12 protein-coding genes and 1 rRNA gene are annotated in these 17,732 nt (G+C 58.3%); 10 read left to right on the top strand and 3 right to left on the bottom strand.

Going from position 1 to position 17,732, the window contains the following annotated elements:
* Positions 1 to 3 precede the first annotated feature (3 nt).
* Both ABJ99_RS13485 and ABJ99_RS13490 read left to right on the top strand, forming a co-directional pair.
* Positions 4 to 4,449: an RHS repeat-associated core domain-containing protein gene (locus ABJ99_RS13485; protein WP_169790452.1), complete on the top strand. Its 4,446-nt coding sequence runs from the start codon at positions 4 to 6 to the stop codon at positions 4,447 to 4,449.
* 8 nt (positions 4,450 to 4,457) lie between these two features.
* Positions 4,458 to 4,811: a hypothetical protein gene (locus tag ABJ99_RS13490; protein WP_054086262.1), complete on the top strand. Its 354-nt coding sequence runs from the start codon at positions 4,458 to 4,460 to the stop codon at positions 4,809 to 4,811.
* Positions 4,812 to 4,881: 70 nt separating this feature from the next.
* Here the strand turns inward: ABJ99_RS13490 and ABJ99_RS13495 are convergent, their stop codons facing one another.
* Positions 4,882 to 5,337, bottom strand: coding sequence for a hypothetical protein (locus tag ABJ99_RS13495; RefSeq protein ID WP_054086263.1), 456 nt, complete (start codon positions 5,335 to 5,337; stop codon positions 4,882 to 4,884).
* A gap of 299 nt (positions 5,338 to 5,636) precedes the next feature.
* Between ABJ99_RS13495 and ABJ99_RS13500 the strand changes: the two genes are divergently transcribed.
* Positions 5,637 to 6,437 carry a mechanosensitive ion channel family protein gene (locus ABJ99_RS13500; protein WP_054086264.1) on the top strand — a complete coding sequence of 267 codons (801 nt, stop codon included), beginning with the start codon at positions 5,637 to 5,639 and terminating at the stop codon, positions 6,435 to 6,437.
* A 65-nt stretch (positions 6,438 to 6,502) separates the two neighbouring features.
* Here ABJ99_RS13500 and ABJ99_RS13505 read toward each other — a convergent pair whose 3' ends face one another.
* Positions 6,503 to 7,984: a YdgA family protein gene (locus ABJ99_RS13505; RefSeq protein ID WP_054086265.1), complete on the bottom strand. Its 1,482-nt coding sequence runs from the start codon at positions 7,982 to 7,984 to the stop codon at positions 6,503 to 6,505.
* A gap of 277 nt (positions 7,985 to 8,261) precedes the next feature.
* Between ABJ99_RS13505 and ABJ99_RS13510 the strand changes: the two genes are divergently transcribed.
* The 7 genes from ABJ99_RS13510 (at position 8,262) to ABJ99_RS13545 (ending at position 17,544) form a co-directional block, all read left to right on the top strand.
* Positions 8,262 to 8,951, top strand: a complete 690-nt coding sequence (locus tag ABJ99_RS13510) for an HAD-IA family hydrolase (protein ID WP_054086266.1) — start codon at positions 8,262 to 8,264, stop codon at positions 8,949 to 8,951.
* Between the two features lie 20 nt (positions 8,952 to 8,971).
* Complete coding sequence (locus ABJ99_RS13515; protein WP_054086267.1) at positions 8,972 to 9,979, top strand: aldo/keto reductase; 1,008 nt, start codon at positions 8,972 to 8,974, stop codon at positions 9,977 to 9,979.
* 315 nt (positions 9,980 to 10,294) lie between these two features.
* Positions 10,295 to 11,032, top strand: coding sequence for a GntR family transcriptional regulator (locus tag ABJ99_RS13525; RefSeq protein WP_054086269.1), 738 nt, complete (start codon positions 10,295 to 10,297; stop codon positions 11,030 to 11,032).
* Between the two features lie 791 nt (positions 11,033 to 11,823).
* On the top strand, positions 11,824 to 12,600 hold the full coding sequence (locus ABJ99_RS13530; RefSeq protein ID WP_054086270.1) for a DUF3050 domain-containing protein: 777 nt from the start codon (positions 11,824 to 11,826) through the stop codon (positions 12,598 to 12,600).
* Positions 12,601 to 12,640: 40 nt separating this feature from the next.
* Positions 12,641 to 13,588, top strand: coding sequence for a diiron oxygenase (locus ABJ99_RS13535; protein ID WP_054086271.1), 948 nt, complete (start codon positions 12,641 to 12,643; stop codon positions 13,586 to 13,588).
* On the top strand, positions 13,585 to 17,034 hold the full coding sequence (locus ABJ99_RS13540) for a non-ribosomal peptide synthetase (RefSeq protein WP_054086272.1): 3,450 nt from the start codon (positions 13,585 to 13,587) through the stop codon (positions 17,032 to 17,034). Before ABJ99_RS13535 ends, ABJ99_RS13540 begins: the two co-directional genes overlap by 4 nt.
* Positions 17,035 to 17,067: 33 nt before the next feature.
* Positions 17,068 to 17,544: an SRPBCC family protein gene (locus ABJ99_RS13545; protein ID WP_054086273.1), complete on the top strand. Its 477-nt coding sequence runs from the start codon at positions 17,068 to 17,070 to the stop codon at positions 17,542 to 17,544.
* Between the two features lie 94 nt (positions 17,545 to 17,638).
* On the opposite strand, the gene rrf is transcribed toward ABJ99_RS13545, so the two are convergent.
* A 5S ribosomal RNA gene (rrf, locus tag ABJ99_RS13550) occupies positions 17,639 to 17,732 on the bottom strand; the annotation flags it as partial.

Genomic DNA, 17,732 nt, shown 5'->3' on the forward strand with positions numbered 1-17,732 from the left:
TGAATGTCTGACGCGTTATGGGCTGCCCGCCTGGGCGACGGTCTCGAACACAGCTCGATGATGGCCGACATCCTCGGTGGCGTGCTCGAGGTCGCTGCTTATGCGGCCATCGGTTCGCTGGCCACGATGGCCGTGGTCGCGGCGACCGGCATTACGGTTGCCACCGGCGGGCTGGGGGCCTGTGTGCTCGGTGCGGTCGTGGGGGTGATCGTCGGTCTGGCGATGAGCAGGACGGGGGCGGACAGAGGGCTCACCGATTTATGCGAATCGATTGCCAACGGCCTGTTCCCGCCCACGGTACAGGCCACGATTCTCACCGGCTCTACCGACACGCTGATCAACTCGATCCCGGCTGCTCGCGCGGCGGGTGCCGTACCGTCGCAGATGAACCCGTTGCGGTCACTGGACAGCGAAGAGGCCGAGGACAGCGCTGAAAGCGAAGAAGCGCCGCAAACCGGGCCCGCTCTGATGAGCGTCGGCAAGGCGGAAGAATCCGGCTTTCTGGACATGGCCAAAGGTTTTTTCTCGCAGCTCTGGCAACCCACCGTCGCAGAGCCAGTGCCCGGCGCGGTGCCCAAGCCGCTGGACTTGGTCACCTGCATGAAGCATCCGCCGATGCCACCGCAGTTTCTCGCCGAAGGTTCGGAAAAGGTCAGTATCAACGGTCAGCCCGCCGTCCGTAGCGGCGACCGCAGCACCTGCGAGGCCAAGGTGGTTTCGTCGGGTATGGTCTCTTCCAACGTGACCATCGGCGGCGATTCGGTGGTCGTGCGCGAGATCCGCAGCGGCAAAACGCCTGGCGTCGGTTTGGCGCTGACCGTCCTGATGATGCTCAAGGGCGGCAAGGGTAAGTTTCGTGCCAACCTGCCCTGCATGCTGCTGTCGGCCGTGAACGGTTATGTCGTCAGCCAGGTCACGGGGGCGCTGAACAACGCGATGTCCGGCTCGCCCAATCCGGTGCATGCCGCCACTGGAGCCAAGGTACTGGGGGGCGACGACGAACTCGACTTCGTACTGCCGGGCGTCTTGCTCATCGACTGGCAGCGCTTTTACAACAGTCGCGATGAGCGACGTCACAGCCTGCTGGGTGCTGGCTGGAGCGTCCCCTATGAAATCAGCGTACAGATCGAGCCGCATCCTGATGGCGGCGAGCGGCTGATTTACACCGATGAGCAGGCCCGACGCATCGACATGGGCTCAATCGCTCTGGGCGGTGCAGTTTTCAGCGCTGGCGAGGGGCTGGCGGTACGCCGCAACGACAACGGCCAGTTGCTGATAGAGAGTGATGACGGGCTGTACCGGTTGTTCGAACCGACACTCGCAGACCCCGCCCTCCTGCGCCTCAGCCAACTGGGTGACCGAAACGACAACCGGATTTACCTGGATTACGACGCCGCAGGAAAACTGATTCGTCTGCGCGACACGCTGGACTTGGTGCAGGTTGAACTGACCTACAGCGCGCAATGGCCTGACCGTGTGCAGCACGTTGAGCGGCTGTTTGCCAATCAGCAACGTGAAGTATTGGTCAGCTACGATTACGACGCTCTCGGCAATCTGGCCGAAGTTCGCGATGCACTCGGGCAGGTCCAGCGGCGCTTTGCGTATGACGCGGGCCAGCGCATGGTCGAACACCAACTGCCCACCGGCATGCGCTGTTTCTATGAGTGGGCGCAGGTGGACAGCGTCGAGTGGCGCGTGGTCCGGCACTGGACCGACGAAGGCGACAGCTACACATTCGATTACGATTTGCGCAACGGCATCACCCGCGTCATCGACGGCCTGCAACGTATCAGTGTTCGCCACTGGAATGCGCAGCAACAGATCACCGAATACACTGACACGCTGGGCAACACCTGGCGCTTCAGCTGGAGTGACGAGCGCCAGTTGCTGAGCGCAACCGATCCGCTGGGCGGGCAGTATCAGTACAGTTACGACGAAGCAGGCAATCTGAGCGAAACGCTTGACCCGCTCGGCCGTCGCGAATCGGTTCTGTGGCTGGAACTCTGGTCACTGCCGCTGGTGGAAACCGATGCGGCCGGCAACCACTCGAGCTATCGCTATGACCAGCGCGGCAATTGCATTGCCGAGACAGACCCGCTGGGTCAGGTGACACAGTACCGCTACGACGAACGCGGCCAGACCATCGAGATCATTGATGCCACTGGCAAGCACAAAACCCTTGAATGGAACGACCTTGGGCAACTGATCGAACACGTTGACTGCTCGGGTTATCCGACCCGTTTCAGTTACGACCGGCACGGTTATTTGCAGGTTGTGACAGATGCCCTTGGTGAACGCACGCGCTATGAGCATGATCGCCAGGGTCGTCTGCTGCACTGTCAGTTACCTGATGAGCGCATCGAACAATACCTGCGCGATGACAGCGGCCAGCTCATCGGCTATATCGACCCCGCAGGGCACACCACTCGCTATCAATACGACCGGCTGGGCCGGGTGCTTCAGCGCGTGGACGCGGTTGGGCGCTCGGTGCAATTCAGCTACGACGCGTATGGCCGCCTGCTGGCACTGACCAACGAGAACGCTGAAAGCTATCAGTTTGCGTGGGACGCAGGCGACCGGCTGATGCAACAGCAGGATCTGGACGGCAGCGGTCGGCGCTACACCTACGACGCACTGGACAGCGTGATACGCCTGGAATATATCCCCGCTCCCTTCGGCAATGGGCTGGCCGTGGTTCCGGACGAGCCGGTTGCGCCCATCGTTCACGCGCTGGAGCGCGATGCGGTCGGGCGACTGATGGCCAAAGTCACCGACGACGGCAGAACGGCGTACCAGTACAACCCGGTTGATCAACTGACCGGCGTGACGTTCACAAACCAGGCGGGCGAGGCACAGCGCCTGAGTTTCAGCTACGACGCGCTCGGCCAGTTGCTGGAAGAGCAAAGCGCGGCAGGCAGCCTGAAATACCATTACGACGAATTGGGCAATCTGCTCCAGACACACCTGCCTGACGGCCGCTGGCTCAATCAGTTGTATTACGGCAGCGGGCATCTACACCAGATCAATCTGGACGGCCAGGTCATCAGCGATTTCGAGCGCGACCGCTTGCATCGCGAAGTGCTGCGCACGCAGGGTCAGATCATTACCCGCAGCGAATACGACCGCAGCGGCCGACTGCGCTCGCGCAAACGAAGGCTCGCAAGCCAGTCACCGATTCTCCCGGCAACCGTGCAGAAACACTTCGACTTCGACCCGGCAGACAACCTGATTGGCCGCCTGGACCAGCAGCCGCGCGGCGACCATCGCCAGTTGCTGCATTACGACGCCACCGGCCGCATCATCGCCAGCCAGGACAACGTTCAGGGTCAGAACGAAACCTTCGCTTACGACGCCGCAGCCAACCTCCTCGACGGACCGCCGAAAAGCGCGGGGCTGGTGGTGCATAACAAACTGCTGACCTATCAGGACAAACGCTACCGCTACGACGCCTTCGGCCGGATGATCGAAAAGCGCAGCGGCAGCCAGCGGGTGCAGCGCTTTATCTACGACGCGGAACATCAGTTGATCGAAGTGCGCAACCAAGGCGGCGCGCGCAACACCGTGGTGAAAATGGCCTACGACCCGCTAGGGCGGCGAATCGCCAAGACCGAGCATGACGAGCATGGCTTCCCGCTCGGCGAAACGCACTTCACCTGGGACGGCATGCGCCTGCTGCAAGAACAGAAACACAGTCAGACCAGCCTCTACGTATACCCCGACGGCGGCTACGAACCTCTCGCCCGCGTCGATGGCACTGGCGCGCTGCAAAAAATCCGCTACTACCACAACGACCTCAACGGCCTGCCCGAACAACTGACCGAAAACGACGGCCAGACCGTCTGGCAAGCACGCTACCGGGTGTGGGGCAACACCGTCGAAGAAATTCGCGAACCGTATTACATCGAAGAACAGAACCTGAGGTTTCAGGGCCAGTATCTTGATCGCGAAACGGGGCTGCATTACAACACCTTCAGGTTTTATGATCCGGATATCGGCCGGTTTACCACGCCGGACCCGATTGGGTTGGCGGGGGGGTTGAATCTTTACCAGTACGCGCCGAATCCGATTGGGTGGGTGGATCCGTGGGGGTGGATAAAGTGTGGCACTGGCGAGTATAAGGATGTAGGGGGCCATCACGTTCACGCAAAGGCCGGCTTTAAAGCCAGTGTTAAATACGACCCCAAAAAAGGATTCTCGCTGAGCCAGAAGTATATGGATGATCTGGGACTTGACCACCAAGCGATGACCACCTATCAACGCCAAGCGTTTAAACAGCTGCATCTTAGCGGAAAACCCAATACACTGGCTGCGCACACTAAAATAGCAGTGGGAGCGCTTCAAGCTGGCGGAGCAACTGCATCACAGGCGAGACAGCTGACCGCTCAATCGCTCTGGAATCTACGCCAGCAAGGCGCAATAAAACCAACTAATATTCCTTGGTATCGATAGGTTAAGAAATGTCAAACGCACAAATACTTGATGCATTTGGTGAGATGCTCGTTTTACTTGTAAGAGATCGCACTATTGAAAAATTTGAAAAAATTGAAAACGGCTCACTTAAGTCTCAAAAAGGCCAAGAGCTTCATGGCACGCTTAGAAAATTTAATGAAGAACAGAAAATAGCCATAAAAAACTTAATTGTTGAAACTGTAGACAATTCCCTATTCAACTTACTCGACATGCTCGAGCAAAACGCTGAAAAAATAGAGCTAAACCTTAACAAAAAAAATATTAATTTGCTTAGCGACGGACTATCAGGCGAGCTATTTACAGATGATGGCTGGATCAAAAAGTTTAGCAAAAAAAAATGATTGAGGTTCATCCTGAAAAAGCAAAGAAGGTTGGCCAGAGGGGCGCGCTTGAGTCCATCACTTCAGGGCTTTAGAAGATACGAGCACGACGATCAAACCAACACAACCAAACCAACGGCGGCAACAATGCCAGCAGCGCCGCCAGATCCAGCCACACATGCGACCAGACACCGCCGTGCACCGAAATCATTATGTCCTGAGGCGCCCAGAGCAGAAGCCCGGCCATCAGCCAGCACCACGGCGCTGGGCTTTTCAGGCGGTTGCCCAGGTGCACGAGCGCCAGCATGTACACGGAATACGTTTGCAGGGTGGCACCGAACAAGGCCATCCACCAGACCTGTTGCGTGCGGGCAGCGGCGGGAACGGCTTCGGTCCAGAACGCCTGTTCGAGCGTGGTCAGGTAGCCGTCGAGCAAACCGGCATAGCCCGCCCAGGTGAACACGAGACTGCCGAGCACATGCGCCCCTGCAACGGCGTATAACCAAGTCACCAGCGTGCGGCGAAGAGTGTCGGAAGAAAGCGGCATGCCAGGTCCTTGCGTTATCTGTACGAGGTGCCGAGTCTAGCGATTTCTGGCGGGCACAACATCGAAGTTCTGGCCTTGTGCGTTGGCTCTGGTGCCAAAGTGGCCCGCCCATCGTTATCACAGGCCTGCTTTGACTCTGAACGAAGTTCGGGACCGTCAAGACCAAGCCATATCGTGGCCGCAGGCCTTTTGCCTCCAGTCAAAACTACCAGTAGTCAGCATCGCGTTCTTCCGGGCAATGTACGGCTCCGCTTTGCAGGCCATCTGCCGGGCGAGCCTTACGTTCAGGAGTTGCGTTTATGGATGCGCTGAATGTTATCAATATTGGCACTGACCGAATCAATTCGTTGCTCAACATTGTCCTGCAATACGGGGTAGCGATTGTCCTGAAGCTGGTGATCGCGGCGTTGCTGTGGATCGTGGGGCGCTGGCTGATCGGTGTTGTGGTGAGGATGGCGCAACGCTCACTGACGCGGCAGCGGTTCGATCCGACGGTGTTGCGCTATGTAGGCTCGTTCATCACGGTGACGCTGAATATCATTCTGGTGATCGCGATTCTGAGTTACTGCGGTATCGAGACCACCAGTTTCGCGGCGTTGCTGGCGGCCGTGGCGCTGGCGATCGGCATGGCGTGGTCGGGGTTGCTGTCCAACCTGGCGGCTGGCGGCTTTATCATCGTGCTGCGGCCGTTCAAGGTCGGCGATTTGATTTCAGCAGCGGATGTGACGGGGACCGTGGTGGAAATCGGGCTGTTCGTGACGTCGATCAACACGGCGGATAACGTGTTGAGCCTGGTGGGTAACAACAAGATCTTCGCCGATACGATCGTCAACTTCTCAAGCAATGACTTCCGCAGCGTAGAGTTGACCGCAACGCTACCCGCCACAGCGGACGAACAAACGATCATCCCGCGCCTCAAGGAACAGGTCGCTCGCCTGCCCAATGTGCTGACCAGCCCTCCCGTCGATGTGCATCTTTCATCTACGACGGCCGACTCCATCACCCTGTCCGTGCGGCCTTATTGCCACAACGATCATTATGATTCGGTGCACCGTCAGACGCTGGCCGTGATCCGGGCGTTGATGCTGCACATGGCCTGAACGGGCTTACATAGGCACAGCAATCGGGACACCCTTGCTGGCGTCCCGATCACACGCCCGGCAGCTTACTGCTGACCCAGCGCGCCGATTCGGCCCAGAATGTTGCTCATGAACTGTTGAACAGTCATTTTCTGGCCGTTGAAGTCGACCATGTCATTGGCGTAGTGCAGATCGGAAACGATGTTGTCGCCGTCCACTTTGGCCAGCTGCATCATCTCGGCCATGACGCTGGCCATGTCGCTGGCAGCCTTGGCCTGTTCTGCAATCACCTTGAGGTCAGTCTGACCTTCACGGATGGCCTGCTGAGTGGCGAGATCGCGGATCATTGGTTTGGACAGGACAACCTTGGCGTTGATCTCGCCCAACGCTTTCAGCACCAGCGCGTTGGCGGGTTGATCGAGCGAGCCCGGATCAGTCAGGTCTACGGCGATGCGCACATGGCTCTCACCGTTACTGGTTTTGAGCGACAGCTTTTCCAGCTCGACATGCGGTTTGGCCGCGAAGAGCTTTTTCAACTGGGTGTTCATCAGTTCCTGATCGGCCGGGCTCAGTTCCAATCGGAAAGGCTGCTTCTGCGCCGCTGCCGCTTGCTGCTGTGGCAGGATCTTGTCCTGATAGAACTGGCCCAGCGCCTGGCTGGCCGCAGCGTCAACGTTGGCGAATTTGAAGCCCATGTGGGCGGCACCGACGTCCTTGCCGCCGTAAGCAATCATTCCGGCATCGTAGCTGACCTGAGCAGCCAGATTGCCCGCATCTTCCTGAGTCAGGTTGACGGCGGTCAGATCCTTGATCTGCACCTGTGGCTTGCCAACCACCTGAAAGTTGAAGCCTTGGGCTTTGATGTTGGTATGACCCAGGTAGAAACCGGACTTGCCCTTGGTGCCGCCGGTGTCAAAGGTCATGCCTTTGATTTCGACGTTGACCGGACCGTCCGGCGAAGCGACGTTGAGTTGCAGGTTATCCATGCTACCGACAGCGCTGTATTTCTCGGCGTCGGCTGACAGGTCGGTTTTCAGATCAAGACCGGAGAACTTGAACGTACCGTCCACGTCGGTCATTTCCAGCGGTGCCATCTGCAGCCAGCCTTTGGTGGCACGGTCATAGCCGATGCTGGCCTGCCCTTTGAGTGGCGTGACGTCTTTGCTCATGGCAAACCACTTTTCGGAACTCGGGCTCTTTTCCAGCTGGAAATTGCTCAGGGCCATGACCGGCAACAGGTTCAGGGTTTTCAGGCGGGACAACGGGATCGGACCGTGTTCGATCTGATCGACCAGCAGAAACTGGCTGTTCTGCGTACTGTCCGCGAGGTTCTGGATGTCGACGCTGTAATGCGCGGTGCTGCTGAAAAAATGCTTGTCCAGCGAGACCAGTTTCAGCGTCACGCTGGTTTCACCACCCTTGAACGATTTGGCGAGCTCCTGATTCGCGTTGCTGATCGAGTCGTTCAGCGCGCCTTCCAGTTTCGTGCCGGTGTACCAGGCACCCGCCGTAACCAATACGCCCGCCACGACGATAACGCCAACCGCTATACCTGCTGCTTTATTCATAATGACTCGAAGATATCCGTTCTGATGAGGAGGAAGTCGTACCGGGACCGGCAGCGCTGCTTGAAAACCGCAAGAGATTATCACCGCTGGAGCCCGGCAGCCCAGCATTCACGGCCATTTCGGTGAGCACGTCGGCATTATGGCAAGCGAAGGGGCGTGGCCTGAGGCCTTTTGTTGTACGCCATATTTCTCTGCACAGGTTTCTGAAACACAGGGTAGCCACAGTATTCATGGAAACGTTAGGCTGAAACCGAATTCGAAAACCGGACGGGATCACATGAGCGAACAGCACAACGAACGAGGCCATATCAAGGCCGTCATTTTCGATATGGACGGTCTGTTGCTGGACACCGAGGGTGTCTACACGGAAGTCACGCATCTGATTGCCAGCCGTCATGGGCGCACCTTCGACTGGTCGATCAAGCAGCACACTATTGGCCGCGGCGCCCGGGACTTCTCGGATTACGTGATCAAGGCGCTTGAACTGCCGATGTCGATCGACGAGTTTCTCGAAATTCGTGAGCCGATGCTCGACGAGCGTTTCCCTAAAGCGCCGGCAATGCCCGGAGCCGAAGCGCTGGTCCGCCATCTGGCCGCCCACAATATCCCGATCGCAGTGGGCACCAGTTCTTCGGTGCATTACTTCGAGGCCAAGACAACGCTGCACCGGGCATGGTTCGAGCTGTTCGATACCGTCGTGACCGCCGACGACCCTGAAGTCGGCGCTGCCAAGCCGGCCCCGGACATTTTTCTGGTCGCCGCCCGCCGCCTTGGCGTCTCGCCAGCAGACTGCCTGGTCTTCGAAGATTCGCCGTTTGGCGTGACGGCCGCCAAGGCTGCCGGGATGTACGCCGTGGCTGTGCCGGATTCGCACATGCCGGTCGAGCAATATCAACATGCCGACCTGCTGCTCGCCTCGCTGGCCGACTTCCCGCTAAAGGCGTGGGGGCTGCCTGAACCCGTTTGAATGACAAGGAGATGTTGAGCATGAATTATCGAACCCTCGGCCAGTCCGGCCTCAAGGTTTCCACCCTGACCCTCGGCTCGATGATGTTCGGCGAGCAGACCGCTGAAGATGAATCAGTGCGCATCATCGACAAGGCCAGGGATCAAGGCATCAATTTCATCGACACAGCGGATGTCTACAACGGCGGACGCTCGGAAGAAATCGTCGGCCGGGCCATCGCGGCACGGCGCAGTGACTGGGTGCTGGCCACCAAAGTCGCCATCGGCCCGGCAGATGGTTTGCCCAACCGGGCAGGTCTGAACCGCAAGCACATCTTCAATGCCATCGAGAACAGCCTGCGGCGGCTGGATACCGATTATCTGGATATCTATTACCTGCACAAGGAAGATCACGATACACCGCTGGAAGTGACCGTCTCGGCGATTGGCGATCTGATCCGTCAGGGCAAGATCCGCTACTGGGGCGTGTCCAACTTTCGCGGCTGGCGGATCGCTGAAATCGTCAACGTCGCGCAGCGCCTGGGCGTCGACAAACCGGTTATCAGCCAGCCGCTGTACAACATCGTCAACCGCCAGGCTGAAATCGAGCAGATCACGGCGGCCGCGCATCATGGCCTCGGTGTCGTGCCCTACAGCCCGCTCGCACGCGGCGTGCTCAGCGGCAAATATGCTCCGGATATCGCCCCTGACAGCGAGAGTCGTGCCGGACGTCAGGACAAGCGACTGCTGGAAACCGAATGGCGCATGGAATCGTTACGCATCGCCCAGCGGATTCAAGCGTACGTGCAGGACAAAGGGGTCGGCATCGTCGAGTTCGCAATTGCCTGGGTTCTCCACAACAAGGCGGTAACGTCAGCCATCGTCGGGCCGAGAACCGGGCAGCAGTGGGACAGCTACACCAAGGCGCTTCAGGTCAATGTGACGGCGGAGGACGAGACGTTCATCGACTCACTGGTAACGCCTGGGCATGCATCGACGCCTGGCTTCAATGACGTTCAGCATTTCGTCTCGGGCCGTCTGCTTCGCTGAGGTGGCACGGCCTGCGGCCTTATGCCGCAAAGGTGAGACCATGCGCTCTGGAATGCCTGTCTCAGAGCGCAACGTTACACCAGCACACGGTTAAAATCCGCCGCAGGCCAATGCATATTCGGTACATCGGCGAGATGGGCGGTAAGATACGCGCACATGCTGATGAGCTTGCCAGCGGGCAGGCAAACCGTTTTCATACGGCTGAGCACAATAATGCCTTGGTTTTCGCGACTATCCGGAGAGTCTTGACTAGTCTGTCGGAAATCCAGCGATTAATCGGATCCCATCCAGACAGGTTGATGAAGAAGTAGGCCGATGCGTAAATCAGATAGAGAAGCCTTTCTGGGCTCGGTACTGGGCACTGAACAGCCTCCGGCGCACCTTGCCCGGGCTGTGATTGAAGAAAAACTGCGCAACGCCATCATCGATGGCAGCCTGCCAAGCGGTACCGCCTTGCGCCAGCAGGAACTGGCGACGCTGTTCGGCGTCAGCCGCATGCCGGTGCGTGAGGCCCTGCGCCAGCTTGAAGCGCAGTCTCTGCTGCGCGTCGAGACGCACAAGGGCGCGGTCGTGGCGCCACTCATTACCGAAGACGCTGTGGATGCCTACGCGCTGCGGATTCTGCTGGAATCCGAAGCATTGCGCATGTCGATTCCTCTGCTGGACGAGCAGGATCTGGCGACGGCTGCCAGCTGTATCAAGCAGCTTGAAGTCGAAACTGATTTTACGCAGATCGGCCGGCTCAACCGGATGTTCCACCTGTCGCTGTACGCCAAGGCACGCAACAAACGGCTGATGCGTCTGGTTGAAGAAGGCCTGAACGAAGAAGAACGCTTTTTACGGTTCAACCTGTCCGACATGGGCCTGGGCAAGCTTTCTCAGGATGACCACTGGGAGCTGCTGCGGCTGGCCGAGCAGAAGGCCGTCGAGCCGTGTGTCGAAGCCCTCAAGCTGCACCTTAACCGCGGCGTTCAGGCGGTCACGCACTACCTGAGCAACAAAAAAGCCAACGACACGCGACAGAAACGCCCGCGCAAGCAAGAACCCGCCTGAATCAACGACGCGGCTGATTCACAGGGCTTCGACTCTGTGGATCAGTCGATGCTCTGCTGCACACCTCCCTTCGCTCTACTCCGCCAGGCCAGACCATGGCGCAGTGTCATTACGTCTATTTTCCTGATCCGCCGGGTGCCCCGCTGCCGGAATGAGGCAAACTCGGCCGTGGCTCAAGAGATTCCAGCCGGAGGATCTACCTTGGCCACGGCCGAACTGTCCACGCAGGACCGGGACAGTTCTCTGTTCATCTGAACTCAATGGATAAGGAGTTGCTGAACAGGGCAGAGAGACAGTGGACGTCATGTCCAACGTCGCCCGTCAAAAATTCAAAAACCCAAACTATTTGATATGACGGCAACGCTGAACGAGGCATTCGTTCATTATTTATAATTCCAGCCTAATAAGCCGGAAGGGTTGCCTGCGCATTTATAAAACGTGTTAGCTCAGTTTTATACGCACACTTATATTCCGAAAAAACCCTCCAATAAATATTATTAAAAATTGATTGCACAGGTGATTGGATATGTTCTAAGTTTTCTACGCAGCCCATGTGACATCAGCGCTTGATCGCACGCCCTGCAAGGCCTACAGCCTTTTAGTATGGCTTACTGACAGGCGCTTCAGGAAACAGAAACCCTGCAGGCTTTTCGATAAAAAAGACTTTACGGCAGGCTGACGCTCGCCTGAATTTCGGGTAAAGCGTGATGTTGATTTTGCACTAACTGCTTTTGTTTCAAACGAAGATCACTACAAACTTTAATCGCAACTCTGACTGAGCGGGTATTGCCATGCTGTGTGAAAAGACACTGTTGAGCCACAAAAAAGTTGAACTGAGTCGGCATCCGATTTTTGCGGAGATCAACTCGTTGCCGGTACTCCGGCGCTTTATGGAAACGCATGTATTTGCTGTCTGGGATTTCATGTCACTGACCAAGCGCTTGCAGCAGGAACTGACGTGTACCCAATTGCCCTGGCTGCCGCCGAGCGATGCCTCGGCCGCCCGGCTGATCAATGAAATCGTGCTGGGCGAGGAATCCGACGATCAATTGGGCAGCGGTCATTACAGCCATTTCGAACTGTATCTGGACGCCATGCGTGAAATCGGCGCCAGCACGTTGCAGATTGAGCGTTTCATCGAACTGCAAAAACAGGGCGTGCATTACGCCACCGCGTTGCAGCGGGTCAATGCAGACCAGGCCGCTGCCGCGTTCGTCACCCACACACTCGACACCGCGCTTCATGCACCTGCGCACGGCGTCGCTGCTGCATTCCTGCACGGCCGCGAGAGCGTTATCCCGCTGATGTTCCAGAGCATTCTCGATGACTGGGGCATCACTGCCGATCAGGCGCCGACCTTTCGCTATTACCTGGAGCGCCACATCGAAGTGGACTCTGAAGACCACGGCCCGGCCGCAGAGCAATTGCTGGCGCGACTGGTGGCGGGCGATGCGCAGCGCGAAAAGGAGGTTTATCAGGCGGCCATCGCAGCGGTGGAAAGCCGGCTCCAGCTGTGGGACACGCTGCGCATGAGCCTGCGACCACCGCTGATGCAGGCCAGCGCGTAAGACCGGTCGCCAATCCAGAAGCTCTTACAAGGAAGCCATCATGAAAGCAGAAGACTACCGGTCGTTCATCGATGCGTGGGAGGGCCGCGCGACCATTCGCACTCGTCCGCGCAGGATCGTCGAGAACGATGAAAAACTGATCTATCCCCTCAGCCGCCAGCCGCTGGTGCTCAGCGACACGTTCACCCGCGAATGCGCGCATCTGCGTGATTACGCGCTGGTGCAGAGCCTCTACAAGTTCATCAATGACGTGGTGATCTTTGAAACCGAAATCGTCGACAAGACCGCACGCAGTATCGCCAAGGACAACTTCGCGATTCGCTTTCCGTTCGCCTGCCGTTATGACGCAATGACCGTGGTGGTCGACGAGGATTACCACGCGCTGGTGGCGATGGACTTCATGCAGCAAACCATCGCCCTTACCGGCATCGAGCCGATCATGTTGCCCGACGAAATCGAACTGAGCCGGGCGATACCCGCAGCGCTCGCACTGGCGCCCGCCCATCTGCGCAGTGCCGTGGAACTGATCTGCGTCGCCATTGCGGAGAACACGGTGACCAGCGATGTTGCAGCATTCGCCAGGGATGACTCGGTCAAGCAGTCGGTGAAGGGGCTGATGGCCGATCACTTGCTGGACGAAGGCCGGCATTCCGGATTCTGGGCACGGCTGGTCAGAATCTACTGGCACACGGCACCCGGGCCGGACCGTGACTGTATCGCGCGCATCATGCCGGTGTTCATCGCTCAATACCTGACCAACGATATCCAGAGCGGCTTCGACTTCACCCTGATCGAGCACTTGCAGGTGCCCGATCAGGTCAAGCAAGCGCTCAAAGCAGAAACCCTGGCCATGAGCTTCCCCGTCAACCGCCATCACCCGCTGATCGGCAATATCGTGCGTTTCTTCAAGAGCAGTTCGATGCTGGACGATCCCTGTGTGCAGCGTGAGCTGGCAGCCTATCTACCGGCTCAGGGATCGCTGCAATGAGGCGCCTGGAGATTGTGCTCATGGGTCACAGCCTGACCCTGAGTGAACTGAGTACCGAGTTGCAGGCGCACGGACATGCGGTGCACCACTTGCCTGACCAGCACGCCCTGCAAGCGTGGTCGGGCATTGCTGGCGCGCTGCTGATCGAAGATGGCAGCCTGGACCTGAACGATGCCCTGCCGGACGTATCCGGACACTGTGTGCAGCTTGGTCTGCGTGTCTGTCTCAGCCCTGCGCAGGCGTCGGGGCTGCCTCGGCTGGAATTGCTGTGCTGGCACGGATCTGTCAGCACTCAACGGTTAATCACCCATGAGTGGCTGACCGCAGATGAATCAGGCAACGGGCGCATGCTGCGTAACGAGGCGGTCGCCAGACTGGTGGAGCTTGCGGCATTACACGTCAGCCGCTTTTCCAGGGATGACCGCCACTTCGAGAACCTGCCCACCACCGAGCCTGCGCAGAGTAACCGGCAGGACGGTTTGCAGGCGGTGGATCAGTTGCTGTTCGAACATCGCCTGAACCAGACCGCACAACCGCACCTGCTGAACATCGCCGAAACGCCGATCAGCACACGACTGGACCAGGCGTTGCTGACGTTCGCCGAACGCCCGGCGTTGTCCGTCCACGGTCAGTCGTTCAGTTATCGCGAACTGCAGGCGCACAGCGTCGCGATCCAACGCCATGTGTTGCTGTTGCTGATCGAGCACCGGGCGGCTGGCACACAGCCAGTGATCGGGATCTGTCTGCCCAGGTCGGTTGAGCTGTATGCGGGCATTCTGGCGATTCTGCGCTGCGGCGCGGTGTATCTGCCGCTTGATCCCGGTCAGCCGTTGCAGCGTCAGCAGTACATCCTGGAAAACGCCGGGGCAATGCTGTTGCTGCACGACGGAACACATCCGTTGGCGGCTGCCGAATTTCCGGCGTTGAACATCAGTGCGATGACGGTGCTGGAAGTGCCTGCGGCCCTGATGCCGGTTCGGCCCGACCAGGATGCGCCGTGCATGGCGCTGTACACATCGGGCACGACCGGGCAGCCGAAAGGCGTGTCGCTCAGCCAGCGCAACCTCAGCCACTTCACCGCCTGGTACGCCGAGTACGTCAGCCTGAACGAACGCAGCCGGGTGCTGCAGTTTTCAACGCTGAGTTTCGACTCTTCGATTATTGATATCTTCCCGACCTGGCTCAGTGGCGCTGAACTGGTGGTGCCCGATGATGATCAGCGACGTGATCCGTTGCAACTGCTGGGTGTGCTGCAACAAGGCATCACCCACGCGTTTTTGCCTCCCGCGCTGTTGAGCATTCTGCCGCTGGATCAGCCACTGGGGCTGGAACACGTGATGACCGGCGGCGACGTCTGTGAACCGCACGTCATCGCGCAACTGGCCGGGCAGTGTCATTTCCACAACCTGTATGGGCCCACCGAAGCGACGGTGCTGGTCACCGCCTGCGAGTTTTCGTCATCTGCCAGCAACCGCACACTCGGGCATCCGATTGCCAACAGCCAGGTCTGGATTCTGGATGAGCAATTGCAACCGGTCGCCGAACAGACGCCGGGGGAGCTGTACATCGTTGGCCCCGGCGTTTGCCTGGGCTATATCAACAATCCCGAGCTGACAGCCGAGCGCTATGTACGGCTGCGCACCCCGGACGGGCAGTCTCTGCGCGCCTATCGCAGCGGGGATATCGGGAAGTGGACGGCTGGCGGTGTCGAGTTGATCGGTCGTCGCGACAATCAGGTGAAGATTCGCGGTTTCAGGGTCGAGCCTGAAGAGATCGAACATTGCCTGCGCGCCAGCCAGTTGTATCGACAGGTGGCCGTGGTGGTGGACAGCCAGCGACGGATTCTGGCGTTCCTCGCGCACCCGCATGGCTCTCATGACGAACAGGCGCTGAGGGCTCATGTGCAGCGTCTGCTGCCGGACTATATGCACCCTGCCGTTTACACGCTGCTGCCCGGTATGCCATTTGCCAGTAACGGCAAGATCGACCGCAAGGCGCTGCTGGACATGCCGCTGAGCTTTACCGATCAGCACGCCCTTCGTTTACCTGCGACCGGACAGGAACAGGCACTGGTGGAGTTATGGGCAGAGTTGTTGGAGCTGCCGCCGGGAGATATCTCGACCGACGAAAGCTTTTTCAATCTGGGCGGCCATTCGATTCTGTTGTCGCGCTTGCTACTGGGTATTCGGGAACGGTTCGGGCGCAGCATTCCGATCAACCGCTTCATCGAAGCACCCACTGTTCTGACACTGGCCAGCCTGATCGATAGCGACGGCACATCAGCCCACACCATCAGTCCACAGGCGCTGCAGGATGCCAATGCGCAGTTCCAGCTTGCGACGTTGCCCATCGGCAAGCTGGGTGATGTTCACAAGGTCATTGTCACCGGTGCCAATGGTTTTCTCGGTGTGCACATCGTGGAAGCGCTACTGAATTGGGGCGCAACCGAGATTGCCTGTCTGGTTCGTGAAGGACAGGGGCAAAGCGCACAGCAACGCTTCGAGCATGCGCTGCGGGAGAATCGGCTGGATCATTTGAACCTGAGTCGGGTGAAGGTCTATTCGGCCGATGTCGCAAAGCCCAGGCTGGGGCTGAACGATGCCGTTTATGAAAGGCTTGATCGGGAGTTCGGCGCACTGGTGCACAACGCGGCCAATGTGAACCACGTTCAGGACTACGAAACCCTCGCCCGAGATAACGTCGTACCGGTGTTCGAGTGCCTGAAACTGTGTGAAGGGCGCAGCAAGAAGGTCTTCAACTTCGTCTCGACGCTCTCTGCCTCCAGCGCTGTCGATGCGGCCGGCCATGTGCTTGAACAGCCAGCTACCGAGACCCCGCCGATCTACATCAAGAATGGTTACAACCTTTCCAAATGGGTTGCTGAGCGTGTCCTCCAGCGCGCGAGGGATCAGGGTGCGTGGGTGAACATCTATCGCCCTGGGAACATTGCGTTCAACAGTGTCAGCGGCGTCTGCCAGCCGCAAAAAAACCGTCTGATGCTGATGCTGAAGGGGTCCTTGCAGTTGGGTCAGGTCCCGAAGTTCGACATCGCGTTCGACCTTATGCCGGTGGACTTTCTGGCGCGCTTCATCGGCTTTCATGCCAGCCGTTATCAGCCCGAGCGTGCGGTGTTCAATCTGCATAACCCGGAGCCATTGAGCTGGAACAGCTACGTGGAGGCCTTCCGCGAGGCCGGGCGCCAATTCGAGCTAGTCAGCGTGGCGCAATGGCAGACGCAGCTCAGTCGGGTCGACAGCCACAACGCACTGTTCGGCGTGCTGGGCTTTTACCTCGATGGCTTCGAAGAGGACATCGGCGATATCTCGATGATCGAGTACCAGAACACCCTGGCCGGCATCCGCCACATGGGCGCGCAGTACCCGCAAAAAACCCCGGCGCTGCTGCGCAAGGGATGCGATTACCTGAAGGACATCGACTTCATCTGAGTCGACACCTCTACGACGTAAATGGAGAAACACATGAACACACTTCACAACAATTTGAAGCCAGACACCCTGATCAAAAACCCTGAGCAATGCCGAGTGGTTTCAGCGGTGGAAACCCCCGGTGATGCCGACAGCGTTTGGGCTGTCGTAGGCAACTTTGGCGGCTTTCAGGCTTTCATTACAGCACTGGAAAGCACTGAGGTTACCGGCACAGGTGCAGGCTCGGTTCGCAAGAAACGGTTCAAGGACGGGAATGTAGCCATCGAGCAGTTGAACTCACGTGATGATAAGGCGTTGTACATGACCTGGTCGCTGATCCACACCAGTTTGCCTGTCAGCAACTTATGGGCGGCGATGACTGTTGAACCGATCAGCGAACAGGCTTGTATTGCCACTTGGACGATCGTAGCGGACTCCGTTGCGGGCGGGCCCGAGGGGGCTGCATTCGAAGCGTTTCTTCAGGGCTTTGCAGACGGTGCCATGAGTAATGTGCGCAGTCTGTTTGCCTGATGACACGGTCTGATAGCACTGCTCAGTGAACATGTTGAAAGCCATAACGACAAAACCCCTCATCGCGTCAGCGATGAGGGGTTTCGGAATTTGATCTTGACGATGACCTACTCTCACATGGGGAAACCCCACACTACCATCGGCGATACATCGTTTCACTACTGAGTTCGGGATGGGATCAGGTGGTT

The organism is Pseudomonas syringae pv. cilantro (assembly GCF_001293775.1).
Classification (GTDB): domain Bacteria; phylum Pseudomonadota; class Gammaproteobacteria; order Pseudomonadales; family Pseudomonadaceae; genus Aquipseudomonas; species Aquipseudomonas syringae_P.